At 68.6% G+C, this 14,550-nt stretch carries 14 protein-coding genes; 5 read left to right on the plus strand and 9 right to left on the minus strand.

Annotated features, from left to right (window positions below; genetic code table 11):
* Positions 1–10: 10 nt before the first annotated feature.
* A complete protein-coding gene (locus A5701_RS20320) occupies positions 11–1,210 on the minus strand; it encodes an NADP-dependent malic enzyme (protein ID WP_067757909.1) in 1,200 nt (399 codons plus the stop codon).
* A gap of 66 nt (positions 1,211–1,276) precedes the next feature.
* On the minus strand, positions 1,277–2,266 hold the full coding sequence (locus tag A5701_RS20325) for a malate dehydrogenase (protein WP_067757935.1): 990 nt from the start codon (positions 2,264–2,266) through the stop codon (positions 1,277–1,279).
* Between the two features lie 193 nt (positions 2,267–2,459).
* Here A5701_RS20325 and corA point away from each other — a divergent pair, with 193 nt between their 5' ends.
* On the plus strand, positions 2,460–3,563 hold the full coding sequence (gene corA, locus A5701_RS20330) for a magnesium/cobalt transporter CorA (RefSeq protein WP_067757938.1): 1,104 nt from the start codon (positions 2,460–2,462) through the stop codon (positions 3,561–3,563).
* 54 nt (positions 3,564–3,617) lie between these two features.
* On the opposite strand, the gene A5701_RS20335 is transcribed toward corA, so the two are convergent.
* The 6 genes from A5701_RS20335 to A5701_RS20360 form a co-directional block, all read right to left on the minus strand.
* Positions 3,618–4,211 (minus strand): suppressor of fused domain protein, encoded by a 594-nt coding sequence (locus A5701_RS20335; protein WP_067757912.1) that lies wholly within the window; start codon positions 4,209–4,211, stop codon positions 3,618–3,620.
* On the minus strand, positions 4,208–5,386 hold the full coding sequence (locus A5701_RS20340; protein WP_067757915.1) for an ABC transporter ATP-binding protein: 1,179 nt from the start codon (positions 5,384–5,386) through the stop codon (positions 4,208–4,210). The genes A5701_RS20335 and A5701_RS20340 overlap by 4 nt, the downstream gene beginning before the upstream one ends.
* Before the next feature lie 4 nt (positions 5,387–5,390).
* On the minus strand, positions 5,391–6,242 hold the full coding sequence (locus A5701_RS20345) for a carbohydrate ABC transporter permease (RefSeq protein WP_067757941.1): 852 nt from the start codon (positions 6,240–6,242) through the stop codon (positions 5,391–5,393).
* Positions 6,232–7,053: a carbohydrate ABC transporter permease gene (locus A5701_RS20350; RefSeq protein WP_231968770.1), complete on the minus strand. Its 822-nt coding sequence runs from the start codon at positions 7,051–7,053 to the stop codon at positions 6,232–6,234. The genes A5701_RS20345 and A5701_RS20350 overlap by 11 nt, the downstream gene beginning before the upstream one ends.
* 107 nt (positions 7,054–7,160) lie before the next feature.
* Entirely contained in the window at positions 7,161–8,573 is a 1,413-nt protein-coding gene (locus A5701_RS20355) for an extracellular solute-binding protein (RefSeq protein WP_067757918.1), read from the minus strand.
* Positions 8,574–8,599: 26 nt separating this feature from the next.
* On the minus strand, positions 8,600–9,127 hold the full coding sequence (locus A5701_RS20360) for a general stress protein (RefSeq protein ID WP_067757921.1): 528 nt from the start codon (positions 9,125–9,127) through the stop codon (positions 8,600–8,602).
* 161 nt (positions 9,128–9,288) lie between these two features.
* On the opposite strand from A5701_RS20360, the gene A5701_RS20365 reads away from it, so the two are divergent.
* The 4 genes from A5701_RS20365 to A5701_RS20380 all read left to right on the plus strand — a co-directional run bounded on the left by A5701_RS20365 (position 9,289) and on the right by A5701_RS20380 (position 13,263).
* Positions 9,289–9,906: a DUF4190 domain-containing protein gene (locus A5701_RS20365; RefSeq protein WP_067757924.1), complete on the plus strand. Its 618-nt coding sequence runs from the start codon at positions 9,289–9,291 to the stop codon at positions 9,904–9,906.
* Positions 9,907–9,976: 70 nt separating this feature from the next.
* Positions 9,977–11,284: a magnesium transporter MgtE N-terminal domain-containing protein gene (locus A5701_RS20370; protein WP_067757927.1), complete on the plus strand. Its 1,308-nt coding sequence runs from the start codon at positions 9,977–9,979 to the stop codon at positions 11,282–11,284.
* The gene (locus tag A5701_RS20375; RefSeq protein WP_067757930.1) at positions 11,281–11,823 is read left to right on the plus strand and encodes a DUF1003 domain-containing protein; all 543 of its coding nucleotides are present in this window, start codon (positions 11,281–11,283) and stop codon (positions 11,821–11,823) included. Before A5701_RS20370 ends, A5701_RS20375 begins: the two co-directional genes overlap by 4 nt.
* Before the next feature lie 105 nt (positions 11,824–11,928).
* Positions 11,929–13,263, plus strand: coding sequence for a lytic transglycosylase domain-containing protein (locus tag A5701_RS20380; RefSeq protein ID WP_082969798.1), 1,335 nt, complete (start codon positions 11,929–11,931; stop codon positions 13,261–13,263).
* Here A5701_RS20380 and A5701_RS20385 read toward each other — a convergent pair.
* Entirely contained in the window at positions 13,260–14,432 is a 1,173-nt protein-coding gene (locus A5701_RS20385; protein ID WP_156670184.1) for an Mrp/NBP35 family ATP-binding protein, read from the minus strand. The genes A5701_RS20380 and A5701_RS20385 overlap by 4 nt on opposite strands.
* Positions 14,433–14,550 lie beyond the last annotated feature (118 nt).

Genomic DNA, 14,550 nt, shown 5'->3' on the forward strand with positions numbered 1-14,550 from the left:
CAGCCGGTTCTCACCCCGCGATGTCTGCGGGATCTGCGGCCAGCGCGACCGCCGTGGCGACCGCGTGCCCGACGCGCAGGTCCAGCGGGCTGGGGACGATCCGGTCGAAAGCCAGGTCATCGCTGACGACCGAGAAGATCGCCTCGGCCGCGGCCACCATCATCTTTTCGGTGATCCTGCGCGCGCCGGCATCCAGCGCCCCCCGGAATACACCGGGGAAGGCCAGCACGTTGTTGATCTGGTTGGGGAAGTCGCTGCGCCCCGTGGCCACCACGGCGGCGTACCTGGCCGCGATCTGCGGGTGGATCTCCGGATCGGGGTTGGACAGCGCGAAGACGATAGCGCTCGGCGCCATCGTGGCGATCATCTCCTCGGGCACCACGCCCCCGGACACGCCGAGAAACACGTCGGCGCCGCGCAGGGCTTCCGCCATGCTGCCGGTGAGACCGTCCGGGTTCGTCCGCTGCGCCAGCAAGCTCTTGACGCTGTTCATGTCGTCGCGCCCGGTGTGCAGAATCCCGCGCGAGTCGAGCACGGTGATATCCGAAACACCCATCGCCAGAAGCAGATTCGTGCACGCGATGCCCGCTGCCCCGGCGCCGGAGACCACCACCCGCAACGACGTCATATCCCGACCGAGCAGCTTGGTGGCGCCCATGAGCGCCGCCAATGCGACGATCGCCGTGCCGTGCTGGTCGTCGTGCATCACCGGACAGTCCAGCGCCTCGATCACTCGCCGTTCGATCTCGAAGCAGCGTGGCGCCGAGATGTCCTCCAAGTTGACGGCGCCGAACGTGGGGCGCAGTCGCACCAGGGTTTCCACGATCTCGTCGGGATCCTTGGTGTCCAGCACGATGGGGATCGCGTTCAGCCCGCCGTAGGCCTGGAACAGGGCGCACTTGCCCTCCATCACCGGCAGCGACGCCGCGGGTCCGATGTCGCCGAGGCCCAGCACCGCGCTGCCGTCGCTGACGACGGCGACGAGCCGGCTCGCCCACGTGTACCGGGCGGCCTGGCTGGGATCGGCGGCTATCGCGCGACTGACCTGCGCCACGCCCGGGGTATAGGCGATGGACAACGCGCGCTGGGTGTCCAGCGGCGCCGTCGGGCCTACGGACAGCTTGCCGCCTACGTGTGCCTGGAAGATCTCCGCGTCGGTGATCGCGCCGTGCTCGGCGCGCGTCTGTATCGATTCAATCAACTCGGACACGCGCCCCAGGGTACTGACTACCGATTAGTAGACCTAATCCTTTCGGGACGGATTTCGGCGGTGGGATCAGATCAAACCGAGCTCGGTCACCGCGTTGCGCTCGTCGACCAGCTCGGCGGTCGACTTGTCGATGCGACCGCGGGAGAAGTCGTCGATGTCGAGCCCCTGCACGATCGACCAGTCGCCGTCCTTGGTGGTCACCGGGAACGACGAGACGATGCCTTCGGGCACGCCGTAGGAGCCGTCGGAGAAGACCGCCATCGACACCCAGTCACCCTCGGGACTGCCCAGCAGCCACGAGCGGGCGGCGTCGATGGTCGCCGACGCGGCCGAGGCGGCCGAGGAGGCGCCGCGCGCGTCGATGATCGCGGCACCGCGCTTGGCGACCGTCGGGATGAAGTCGTTCTCGATCCAGTTCTGGTCGTTGACCACCTCGGCGGCGTTCTTGCTACCGACCTCGGCGTGGAAGATGTCGGGGTACTGGGTGGCGGAGTGGTTGCCCCAGATCGTCATCTTCTTGATGTCGGTGACCTTGGCGCCGGTCTTCTTGGCCAGCTGCGAGATGGCCCGGTTGTGGTCCAGGCGGGTCAGGGCGGAGAACCGCTCCTTGGGGATGTCGGGGGCGTTGCTCAGCGCGATCAGCGCGTTGGTGTTGGCCGGGTTACCGGTCACGCCGATCCGAACGTCGTCGGCGGCGACGGAGTTCAGCGCCTTGCCCTGCGCGGTGAAGATCGCGCCGTTGGCCTCCAGCAGGTCGCTGCGCTCCATGCCCGGGCCCCGCGGCCGCGCGCCGACCAGCAGCGCCAGGTTCACACCGTCGAAGATCTTGTTCGCGTCCGCACCGATTTCGACCCCGGCCAGCAGCGGGAACGCGCAGTCGTCGAGCTCCATCACGACGCCCTCGAGCGCCTTGAGCGCCGGCTCGATCTCGAGCAGACGCAGCTCGATCGGGCGGTCGGGGCCCAGCAGCGAACCGCTCGCCAGGCGGAACAACAGGCTGTAGCCGATCTGGCCGGCGGCGCCGGTGACGGCAACCTTGAGTGGACTTGCGCTCACGTCGAAATGCTCCTTGTGGAGGTAGTCATGCTGTTCGGGTCTCGGCACGAAACTAGCGCACCGTTGCGGGCTGCCAATCTCCGGTCCAATACCCGACCGTTTTCCGCGCAAACGGATCGTCGCCCTTCGGCAAGCCGGGACGCGTACCATGGAGCACCGCCTGGTCAGACCTGCGCTGCGATCGGAGGTGGATGTGTTCCAGGGTTTTGACGCATTGCCCGAGGCGCTTCGACCGCTCGCGCAGGAACCGCGCCCCCCGCAACCCGAGCCGCAGCCGCGCTCCCCGAACGAGACGTTGGTCGACTGCGCCGTGTACGCCGACGGCCACCGGCTGCCCGGGAAATTCAGCTATGACGCCGCGCGCGACAAAGTGCGCCAGATCGAAATGCTCGGGCACGACGCGTTCGTCTGGGTCGGCCTGCGCGAGCCGGACCTCGCCGAGATGCAGGAAGTCGCGGACCTTTTCGGGATGCACCCGCTGGCCGTCGAGGACGCCGTCTGTGCGCACCAGCGGCCCAAGCTGGAGCGCTACGACGACACGGTGTTCTTCGTCCTCAAGACGGTCACCTACGTCCCGCACGAGTCGGTGGTGGCCGCCCGGCAGATCGTCGAGACCGGCGAGATCATGGTTTTCGTCGGCAAGGACTTCGTGATCACCGTGCGCCACGGGGAGCACGGCGGCCTCTCCGAGGTGCGCAAGCGGATGGACGCCGATCCCGAGCAGCTGCGGCTGGGCCCGTTCGCGGTAATGCACGCCATCGCCGACGACGTGGTGGACCACTACCTCCAGGTGAGCAGCCTGATCGAATCCGACATCGACAGCATCGAGGAGGTGGCGTTCGCGCCGGGCAGCAAGATCGACGTCGAACCGATCTATCTGCTCAAGCGCGAGGTCGTCGAACTGCGCCGCTGCGTCAGCCCGCTGTCCGTGGCATTCCACCGCATTCAGGTGGAGAACAAGGACCTCATTTCCAAAGAGGTGCGGCGTTACCTGCGAGACGTCTCCGACCATCAATCGCAGGCCGCAGACCAGATCTCGAGCTACGACGACATGCTCAACTCGCTGATCCAGGCGGCGCTGGCCCGGGTCGGGATGCAGCAGAACAACGACATGCGCAAGATGGCGGCCTGGGCCGGCATCTTGGCGGTGCCCACCATGGTCGCCGCCATCTACGGGATGAACTTCCACTTCATGCCCGAGTTGAACTGGACGTGGGGTTACCCGGGGATCATGGCCGCGATGACACTGGCCTGTCTGGCGCTGTACTTCCAGTTCCGGCGCAACAACTGGCTCTAGCCGCGTTTGCTCTGCGCTTTAAGGTGCGTTCCGGGGCGGCGAGTTCGTGACCGTTCAACGCGGTTGTGCGGCAGGGCGATTCGGGTTCAGCACGTCGACGCCGTCGTTCTGCCAGGCCTGTCGCATGGCGTCGGCGCCCTTGAGCCGCACCCAGGCCGCCTCGGTCGCCGTGATGGGCGTCGCCGAGAGGAATTGCACCGGATCGCGCGGCGGTTCCGGCGGCAGATCTTCGATGTCGCTGGGGCCCAACAACACCGCGGTGAACGGTACCCGTCCGGCGGCCCGCGCCCACAGCGGCGTGCCGAGGTCGACCAACGCGTCGGCCGTGAGCACCAGACCCTCGACGGCCGGCGTTGCGGCCAGCACCGCCAGGCTGCGGGCGATTCCGGTGACGGGTCCCGGATCACGCAGGCGCAGGACGACCTCGGCGCGGGGGCCCCGCGTCTGGTCGTCGACGAGCTGCGTGGGGTCGGTCATCGGGTAGCGCGAACAGCCCAGCGACACGTACTGCACCAACCCGTCGCCGCCGCGGAAACGCAACACCTCGATGGGTTCGGCGCCCAGGAAAGTCACGCTCGCCGAATCGGGTTCGCTGTCGGCGAAGTGGCGACGCAGGTGCGTTCGCACCTGGTCCAGAATCGGGGTCACTGCTCCTCAGAAGGCGCAACGGTGAGGTTCGCCCCCGAGCCTGCGTCGAAGACGGCCAACTTCGTGGTGTCGAACGCCAACTCGATCGACCGCCCGATCGCCGCCTTGGATTCCGCGGGAACTCTTGCCACGAACTGGTTTTCGTGCGCCTCGCCCTGGGCGGCCAGCTCGTCCAACTGCGCGGAGTGCGCCGTCCACCCCGCCGTGGAGAAGTACACGAACTTGTCGGCGCCCAACGACTCGACCAAGTCGACCTTCACCTCGAAGGTGAGCGCCCTGATCCGCTGGTATCCGTCGATCAACGCCGCGTCGTGCAGATGCTCGGGCCGCACCCCGACGATGACGTTCTCCGGCGCCGGGTGCCGCGAGATCAGCTGTTGGACTTCGGGGGCCAGCATCACTTCCCCGAACGGCAGTTTCAGCCCGATGCCGGTCAAGGTGGCCGGGAAGAAGTTCATCGCCGGTGAACCGATGAACCCCGCGACGAACAGGTTGGCCGGGTGTTCGTATAGCTCGTCCGGGGTGCCGATCTGCTGCGCGACGCCGCCGTGCATCACCACCACCCGGTCGCCCAGCGTCATCGCCTCGGTCTGATCATGGGTGACATACACCGTGGTGGTGCCCAGCCGTTTCTGCAGGCGGGCTATCTCGCCGCGCATCTGGACGCGCAGCTTGGCGTCCAGGTTCGACAGCGGCTCGTCCATCAAGAAGGCCTTGGGGTGGCGCACGATCGCCCGGCCCATCGCGACTCGCTGTCGCTGCCCGCCCGACAGTTGGGCCGGCTTACGGTCCAGCAGTTCGGTCAGGTCAAGGGTTTTGGCGGTCTCCGCCACCTTCTGGGCGATCTCCGCCTTCTTCATCTTGGCCAGCGTCAGGGGGAACGCGATGTTCTGCCGCACGGTCATGTGCGGGTACAGCGCGTACGACTGGAAGACCATCGCGATGTCGCGGTCCCTGGGCGCCTTCTCGTTGACGCGCTCGCCGCCGATGCGCAGCTCCCCGGAGGAGATGTCCTCGAGGCCGGCAATCATGTTCAGCGTCGTCGTCTTGCCGCAGCCCGAAGGTCCCACCAGGATGAGGAATTCGCCGTCGGCGATGGTGATGCTGAGGTCTTGCACCGCCACGGCGCCGTCGGGGTAGCTCTTGCTGACATGGTCCAGCACAATCTCGGCCATCGCGCTATCCCTTCACCGCGCCAGAGGTCAACCCGGCGATGATTCGTCGTTGGAAGATTAAAACAAACAGGATGATCGGGACCGTGATCACGACCGCACCGGCCGCGATCGATCCGGTCGGCTCCTCGAATTGCGAACTGCCACCGAAGTTCGCGATCGCCACCGGCGCCGTGATCGCCGCCTTGGTGGCGGTCAGCGACAGCGCCAGCAGGAGGTCGTTCCAGGCGAAGATGAACACCAGGATGGCGGCGGTCACCACCCCGGGTGCGGCCAGCGGGACGATCACCTTGCGGAATGCCTGGGCCGGTGTGGCGCCGTCCATTTTGGCCGCCTTTTCCAGGTCCCACGGAATCTCCCGGAAGAACGCCGACAACGTGTAGATGGCAAGCGGCAGAGCGAATGTGATGTAAGGCAGGATCAGGCCCGGCCAGGTGTCGAACAACCCGACGAAGCGTTCGATGTTGAACAGCGGGGTGACCAGCGAGATGGCGGGGAACATCGTAACCAGCAGGGTCGCCCCGATCAGCACGCGCTTGCCGGGGAAGCTGAGCCGCGCGATCGCGTAGGCGGCCATCGCGCCGAGCACCACCGCGATCGCGGTGGTGGTCAAACCGATTCCGATCGAGTTCACCAACGCCGCACCGAACAAGTCGCCGCGGAAGATGCCGCGGTAGTTCTCGAACGACACCGACGACGGAAACAGCTTGCCGTCCTTGACCGTTGACGTGGGCTTGAGCGAGAGGCTGACGATCCACAACACCGGTACAAGTGCGTACACCACGACCACGGCGTCTACCACGGCCCAGACCGCCGCCCGCCGGGCGCCTCCCCGCGCCCATGCCTGGTCAGCGGCCATCGAGGTCACCACCGGGCGCGGCCGCGCCGAACACCTTGATGTAAACCAGCGCGATGATGCCCACACAGACGAAGATCAGCACGCTGATCGCCGAACCCAGTCCGACATTGAATCCCTTGAACAGGTTGTCGTAGCCCAGGATTGACACCGAATCGGTGTTGTTGGCGCCGTCGGTGAGCACGTAGATGTTGTCGAAGATGCGGAAAGCGTCCAGCGTACGGAACAGCAACGCGACAATGACCGCCGGCTTGATGATGGGCAAGGTGACGCGCATCAGCCGCCGCCACGGCCCGGCGCCGTCGACTTGGGCCGCCTTGAGCAGGTCCTCGGGCACCATCGCCAGGCCGGCCAACAGCAGCAGCGACATGAACGGCGTCGTCTTCCAGACCTCGGCGAGGACGACGATGCCCAGCGACGGAATCTGCTGGGTCAACGGCGCGCTGCCGTGCGGCAACAGGTTTGCCAGGTAACCGGTGCCCGGCGTCCACGCGTAGTACCAGCTGTAGGACGCGACAACGGTGACGATGCCGTACGGGATGAGCACCGCGGTACGCACCAGGCCCTTGCCGACCAGGGTGCGATGCATCACCAACGCCAGCGCCAGCCCCAACACGAACTCGAGCGACACGGAAACCGCTGTGATGCCCAGGGTTACCGCAAGCGCGGTCCACCAATACCGGTCGGTCAGGATGGTTTGGTAGTTGCTCAAACCGACGAACGCGGTGTCGTTGGGGGTGGCGAGGTTGTTGCGCTGCAGGCTCAGCCATACCGCGTACCCGATCGGGTAGGCGGTCACCGCCAGCATCAGCATGGCCGCGGGCGCGACGAGCGCGAAGGCAAGTCGCCGCTCCGACAGCCGGTTTCGGCTCCGGGTCCGCGGGGCGACGGCGGCCTCATGCGGCTGCACGGCGGTGGCGGTCACGGTAACAGCCCCTTGCCGTCGATGGCCTTCTGCGCCTGCGCGGCGAGCTCGTCTGCCGTCCGCTCCGGGTCGATCCGGGTGACGGGGCTCAACGTGGCGGACAGCCGCAGCGACAACGCCTGATAGACCGGCGTCGCCGGCCGGACGGCGGCGTCGGTGAGCTGCCGGCGAATGACCGTGTACATCGGATACTTGGCCTGGAACTGCGGGTCGGAGTACAACGACGTCCGCACCGCGGGCAGCCCGCCTTGCATCGAAACGTACTTCTGGCTCTGCGGGCTGCGCAGGCAGCGCACCGCCTCGAATGCCTCCGCGCGGTGGCGGGTGGTGCTGGCCACCGCCAGGTTGAGCCCCCCGATCGTCACCTTGGCGGGCCGGGGCGGCGCCACGCTGGGATACGGCGCGAAACCAAAGACCTTCCGGCTGGCGTCGTAGGCGATGCGGAACTGCTCGTCGCTGGGCACGAACATCCCGACGTCGTTGATGCTGCCGGCCAGCGCCGGATCGGCATTCAGCGGCAGGAAGGGGACACCGCCCTTCACCGCGTTTTCCAGCATGGAGGCCAGCACGTAGGGCCAGTTGACCTCCAGTGCGGCCTTGCCCTGCTCGACCGCGAGCCGCGCCGTGCCCTCGTCGGTCCGGGTGATCGAGGGATCGGCGCCGGGGGCGGTGGCCACCGCCCTCAGGATGCGCAACGCGTTGACTGTCGCGGCCCGGTGCGCGGGGGTGTCGGTCAAGGTGACCTGGCGGCCGTCCTCGGAGAGCACCTGACCGCCGCCGCTGACCAGCAGCGTGTTGAACCACACCACCAGACCCTCGCCCTCGTTCGCCTGCACCGCTATCCAGGCGGGCTGACCCTCGGCGTGCAGCCGTGCGGCCTCGGCCACCATCGCATCCCAGTCTGGCGGCGGTTGGTGCACCAAATCTGGCCGGTACCAGAGTAATTCGGTATTGGTGGCGACGGGCGCGGCATACAGCCGGTGCTTCCAACGCGCCGTCGCCAACGGACCCGGCAAGGTGTCAGCGCCGGCGTCGGCGTCGGCCCGCCCCTCGGGATCGTCCGACAGCGGCAGCGCCCAACCCGCCTCGGCGAACTCCGCGGTCCACACCACGTCCAGCGCCATCACATCCAGGCCGCGGTCGTGAGCGCTGAGCCGCCGCGCCAGCTGCACCCGCTGCTCGCCCGGCCCCCTGGGCAGGCTCACGTGCTGGATGGCGAACCGGCCTGCCAGTTGCTTGGTGCACTCCTGGGCGACGGCGGTGAAGGCGGCCGAATCGGTGGCCGGCGTGAAAAACGTGATCACCACCCCGGTGCCGGAGTTCCCGCACGCCGGCACCGCCGCGGTGAGGGTGAGCGTCGCCAACGCGATGGCGGCCGCCCGTCGCAGGCGCCGACGACGATTCACCACTGGATTCACACCTCTCGCGCGCGGCCTCAAATCGCCAAGCGCGCCAACAGGTCCCGCGCCTTCTCCGCGTTCTGCGGATCGCAGAGCACGTCGTAGCGGCCGGCCACCAATTGCATCGTCGAGCTGAAATCCCTTGTGCCGCGGGCCATCGCGTACGGCACGGCGGAGGTGATCAGCCCGAAGAAGACCCCGGCGACCAGACCCGTGGCCAGCGCCGCCCACGGATTCGGGCTGAAGAAGCCGAGCACCAACCCGATGAACAAACCCAGCCAGGCGCCGCTCAGCACACCACCGCCGAGGACCTTGGGCCACGTCAGCCTGCCGGTGACGCGTTCGACCTGCATCAGGTCGACGCCGACGATGATCACCTGCTGAACCGGGAACTGCTGCTCGGAGAGATAGTCGACGGCGCGCTGCGCCTCGGCGTAGGTGGGATACGACCCGACCGGCCAACCCTTGGGCGGCGTCGGTAGTCCGGGGACGCCGCGGCGGCCCGCCGCCGCGCCCGGGGGGGTGGCGCCGGGAACTTGACCGGGCTGGAAAGGACTAGTCATTGGTGCTCATTCTCCTCCGCCACGGCCAACGGCACATCTCGGGCCCTTTTAGCCTATCCAGCGACCGCTCGCCAACCTGCGAAAACAGGTCGCCCCCGGCCCGGCGGCCGGCGGCGATTCGCGCCCGATTCGCCGATTTCGCATCGGCTAGGTTGAACAGCATGACAGCGCCCGGCGATGGCTTCGGCGAACGCTCCCACGACGACCAGGCCAAACCGTTCCCCGCCGGCGGCGACGCCCCGGACGCGCCGCAGCCGCCGTGGGAACCGCCGCCATCGGGGGCGGCGCCCGAATATCCGCCGCCGGCATACCCGCCGCCGGGCTATCCCACCGAATACCACCCCGGTTACGCGGCCCAATACCCGCCGCCTCCGGGCTATGGGCCGCCGCCCGGATATGACCAACCGTCCGGTTATGGCGCGCCGCCGTACCAAGCCGGGCCGGCCCAATTCGGTGGGCCGCCCGGAGGCTACGGACCGCCGCCCTACCCGGGCGGCTATTACCCGGCCCCGGACTACCTCGGCGGCTACGGGTCACCGAGCGGACTGAAACCGGGGACGAACAAGCTCGCCATCGCGTCGCTCATCTCGTCGTTCACCGGCGTGTTCTGTTGCTGCGTCGGCTCGATCGTGGCCATCGTGCTGGGCGTGGTCGCGATGAACGAAATCAAGCGCACCCAGCAAGACGGCTACGGCCTCGCGGTTGCCGGCATCGTCATCGGCATCGCGACCTTGGTGGTGAGCCTGATCGTCTTCATGTTCGCGCTGCACTCGCGTTAGCAGCTTTGCCGTAGCCGATCCACCACCGCCGCCATCCACCGCGTCGACGGCGGCTGCCTAGGCTTTCCCCATGGCATCGGTCAACAGGGTTTACATCGCCCGGCTCTCGCGGATGTTGGTGCTGGGTCCGCTCGGCGAATCCTTCGGCCGGATCCGCGATGTCGTGATCGGCATCAGCATCGTGCGTCAGCAACCCCGCGTCCTGGGTCTGGTCGTCGACCTGGCGACGCGGCGCAGCATCTTCATCCCGATGCTCCGGGTCGCCGCGATCGAGCCGGAGGCCGTCACCCTGAACACCGGGAGCGTCTCCCTGCGCCACTTCGAGCAGCGCCCGGGCGAGGTGCTGGCGATCGGCCAGGTGCTCGACACCCAGGTGAAGGTCAACGATCCCGCGCTTCCGGAGCTGGCCGGCCTGGACGTCGTCATCACGGACCTGGGCATCGAACAGACGCGGACCCGCGACTGGATGGTGAGCCGGGTCGCCGTCCGCAGCCAGCGGCGGCTCGGCCGGCGTGGCCCCGTGCACGTCGTGGATTGGTACCACGTGCAGGGCCTGAGCCCGTCGGCGCTGGCGCTGCCGGGCCAGGGGGTGGCGCAGCTGCTGAGCCAGTTCGAGGGCTGGAAGGCGGTGGACGTCGCCGACGCCATCCGCGGCCTGCCGCCCAAGCGGCGCTACGAGGTGCTCAAAGCGCTCGACGACGACCGGCTGGCGGACGTCCTGCAGGAACTGCCCGAGCTGGACCAGGCCGACGTGCTGTCCGAGCTGGGCACCGAACGCTCCGCCGACGTCCTCGAGGAGATGGACCCCGACGACGCCGCCGACCTGCTCGGCGTGCTCAATCCGACGGACGCCGAGATGCTGCTGACGCGGATGGACCCCGACGATTCGGCCCCGGTGCGCCGGCTGCTGGCGCACTCGCCGGACACGGCGGGCGGCCTGATGACCTCCGATCCGGTGGTGTTGACGCCCGACACGTCGGTCGCCGAGGCGTTGGCCCGGGTCCGCGATCCGGACCTCACCCCGGCCCTGTCGTCCATGGTGTTCGTGGTGCGGCCGCCCACGGCCACCCCCACCGGCCGCTACTTGGGCTGCGTGCAGCTGCAGCGGCTGCTTCGCGAACCGCCGGCCGAGCTGGTCGGCGGGATCGTCGACAACGACCTGCTCACCCTGACCCCGGAGACGCCGCTGGGGGCGGTGACGCGCTACCTGGCGGCGTACAACCTGGTGTGCGGGCCGGTACTCGATGATCAGAACCATCTGTTGGGCGCGGTGACGGTGGACGATCTGCTCGATCACCTGTTGCCGCACGACTGGCGCGTGGATGTGCAGGCGCTCGACGCCGCCGGCCGGCTGGAAGAACTGGGAGGATCCGCGTGAGCAAGTCCTCGGCCCCGCGCCGGCTCTACACCCCGCGGACGTCGCGCAGGTACTCGCCACGCCTGGACCCCGAGGCCGTCGGCCAGATCACCGAGTCCATCGCCCGTTTCTTCGGCACCGGCCGCTACCTGCTGGTGCAGACGATCATCGTGTTCGCGTGGATCGCGGTGAACCTGTTCGCCGTGGGGCTGCGCTGGGACCCCTATCCGTTCATCTTGCTCAACCTGGCCTTCTCCACGCAGGCCGCCTACGCGGCGCCGCTGATTCTGCTCGCCCAGAATCGTCAGGAAAACCGGGACCGCGTCGCGCTCGAACAGGACCGCCACCGCGCCTCCCAGACCAAAGCCGACACCGAGTTCCTGGCGCGCGAGCTCGCGGCGGTCCGGCTCGCGGTCGGCGAGGTCGTGACCCGCGAGTATCTGCGCCACGAGCTCGAGGATCTGCGCTCGCTGCTGGCCGGTTTGGACCCCGAATCCGAGGACTACGGGGCGGCGCCGGGCGGTGACGGCGCGGAGCGCGCGACTAAGAAATCGGGTTGAGAACCAGTTCCGACCATTGCGCCACTCTGGTCACAAGAGTTATGTATGGTGATCTAGTTCACGGCTGAGAAGCAGTTGACCAGCTCACATACCTAGGACGGTCGAGTGCGCATTGGGGGACGCCGGGGTCCACGCCCGGCCGCCGCGGCGGAGCGGCAACGGGCTCTTCAGGTGACGCGCACGCGCGCCTTCGGCGTAGCCACTATCACTCCCCTGGTTTTCGCGGGCGCCGTAAGCGGTGCCGCGCCCTCGCTCCCCGAGAAGCTCCCCCCGGTGCACGCGAACGTGGCGCCGGTGGCCGCCGTCTCCCCCGCCTTCCCCGACCTCTCGGGGCCGGCCGTCGTGTCCATCGACCGCTCGCCGAACGCGTTCCACGTCGCCGAGCCGGCCTTGTCGGCCCCCCCGAAGCCGATGATCGTCAATGCGCCGGGCGCGCTTGGCATTCCGAGCATCGCGCTCGCGGCCTATCGCAACGCCGAACAGAAGATGGCCGTGGCCGCGCCGGGCTGCGGGGTCAGCTGGAACCTGCTGGCCGGCATCGGGCGCATCGAGTCGGGCCATGCGGGCGGAGGAGCGGTTGACGCCCGCGGCACCGCGGTCGTCCCGATCTATGGACCGGCGCTGGACGGCACGCTGCCGGGCAACGAGATCATCCTCCAGAGCAGCACCGGCAATCGCCCCACCTACGCCCGCGCGATGGGGCCGATGCAGTTCCTGCCCGGCACCTGGGCGCGCTACGCGTCCGACGGTAAAGGCGACGGCGTTGCCGATCCGCAGAACCTGTTCGACTCCACGCTGGCGGCGGCCCGGTACCTGTGCAGCGGCGGCCTCAACCTCCGCGACCCGTCGCAGGTGATGGCCGCGATCCTGCGCTACAACAACTCGATGGCGTACGCGCAGAACGTGCTCGGGTGGGCCTCGGCGTACGCCACCGGCGTGGTTCCGGTCGACCTGCCTCCGATGACGGGCCCGCCGCCTCCGCTCGCCGACGCGCACCTGGAGCATGCCGAGGGACTCGGCCCCAACCTGCCGATGAACATCAACGGTCTGCCGTCGGACGACCCCCTGGCGCGCATGCCGCTGATCGACCTCACCTCGCCGCAGAGCCCCGGTCAGCAGCCGATGTTCCCGTGGATGGCCCCGACCCCACAGCAGGCCCCGTCGCGCCTGTCCGGCTGCACCGTCATCTGCGTCGGCCCCCAGAGCCCACCGCCGAACGCCGTCCCGCCATGGGGTCAGCCGCTCGTCGCACCGCCCGCGCCACCGATGGGCGCCCCGCCGCTGGGCGCGCCACCCGCCCCAGCCGACAGCCGAGCAACACCTTTCCGGGCCGACCCCGTTCGACGCCGACGCGACCTGAGCGTCAGCGCCGAGACTGTAATCCGGCAGAAGGTGCTCGGCGTTGCCGTCGCCCTGGGTTCAATGTCGACGACGGGTTAGCGTCGCGTCGGGTCCAGTCCCAGCGACACGCCCGCCAATCCGCGCCGGCGTGCCGACAGCTTGTCGGCCACGCTGCGCAGTTCCTTGCCGGCGGGGGAGTCGGGGGCGCTCAGCACGATCGGGGTGCCGGAATCGCCGGCGGCGACCAGGGCGGGGTCCAACGGGATCTGGCCGAGCAGCGGCACGTCGGCGCCGACGGCGCGGGACAACCGCTCGGCCACCTGCCGGCCGCCGCCCTCGCCGAACACCTGCAACGTCGAACCGTCGGGCAGCGTGAGACCGGACATGTTCTCCACCACGCCGGCGAGGCGTTGCCGGGTTTGCATCGCGATGCTGCCCGCCCGCTCGGCGACCTCGGCCGCGGCCAGCTGCGGCGTTGTCACCACCATCAGCTCGGCGCTCGGGATCAGCTGGGCCACCGAGATGGCGATGTCGCCGGTGCCCGGCGGCAGGTCCAGTAAGAGCACGTCCAGGTCGCCCCAATAGACGTCGGCCAGGAACTGCTGCAGCGCACGGTGCAGCATCGGCCCGCGCCACACCACCGGTGTGTTGCCCTCGGTGAACTGGGCGATCGAGATGACCTTCACCTCGTGGGCGATGGGCGGCAGGATCATCGACTCGACCTGGGTGGGCCGGTCGGTGGTACCCATCATCCGCGGGATGGAGTGGCCGTGGATATCGGCGTCCAGCACGCCGACGGACAGTCCGCGCGCGGCCATCGCGGCGGCCAGGTTGACGGTGACGGTGGACTTGCCCACCCCGCCCTTCCCCGACGCGACCGCGTAGACCCGGGTCAGCGAGTTCGGCTGGGCGAACGGGATGACGGGCTCGCGGGCATCGCCCCGTAACTGCTTGCGCAGTTCGGTGCGCTGCTCGTCGTTCATCACGTCCAGGGTGACCTTCACGGCCCCCGTGCCCGGAACATCGGAGACGGCCTGGGTGACCCGCTCGCTGATTTCGGTCTTCTTCGGGCAGGCGGCGGTGGTCAGGTAGATCGCGACGTGCACGCCGCCGTCGGGCTCGGTGTCAATGCTCTTGACCATTCCGAGTTCGGTGATCGGACGCCGCAACTCGGGGTCGATCACCTTCCCCAGTGCGGTGCGGATTGCTGCGCTCAGGTCGGCAGTGTCATGAGGGGACATCACCGCCGAGTGTAGGCGCGCTACCAGACGGGCCGGTCAGCCGCCCGCGACGGGACCCGGCGGCTTCGGCGTCGCCGCGTTCGGCGGGCCGGCCGGTTTGGGTGCAGGCGACGCGGGGGCCGGAGGCGCTGGGGATAGGCGTCCG

It is taken from the genome of Mycobacterium sp. E3305 (genome assembly GCF_001666785.1).
Taxonomy (GTDB): Bacteria; Actinomycetota; Actinomycetes; order Mycobacteriales; family Mycobacteriaceae; genus Mycobacterium.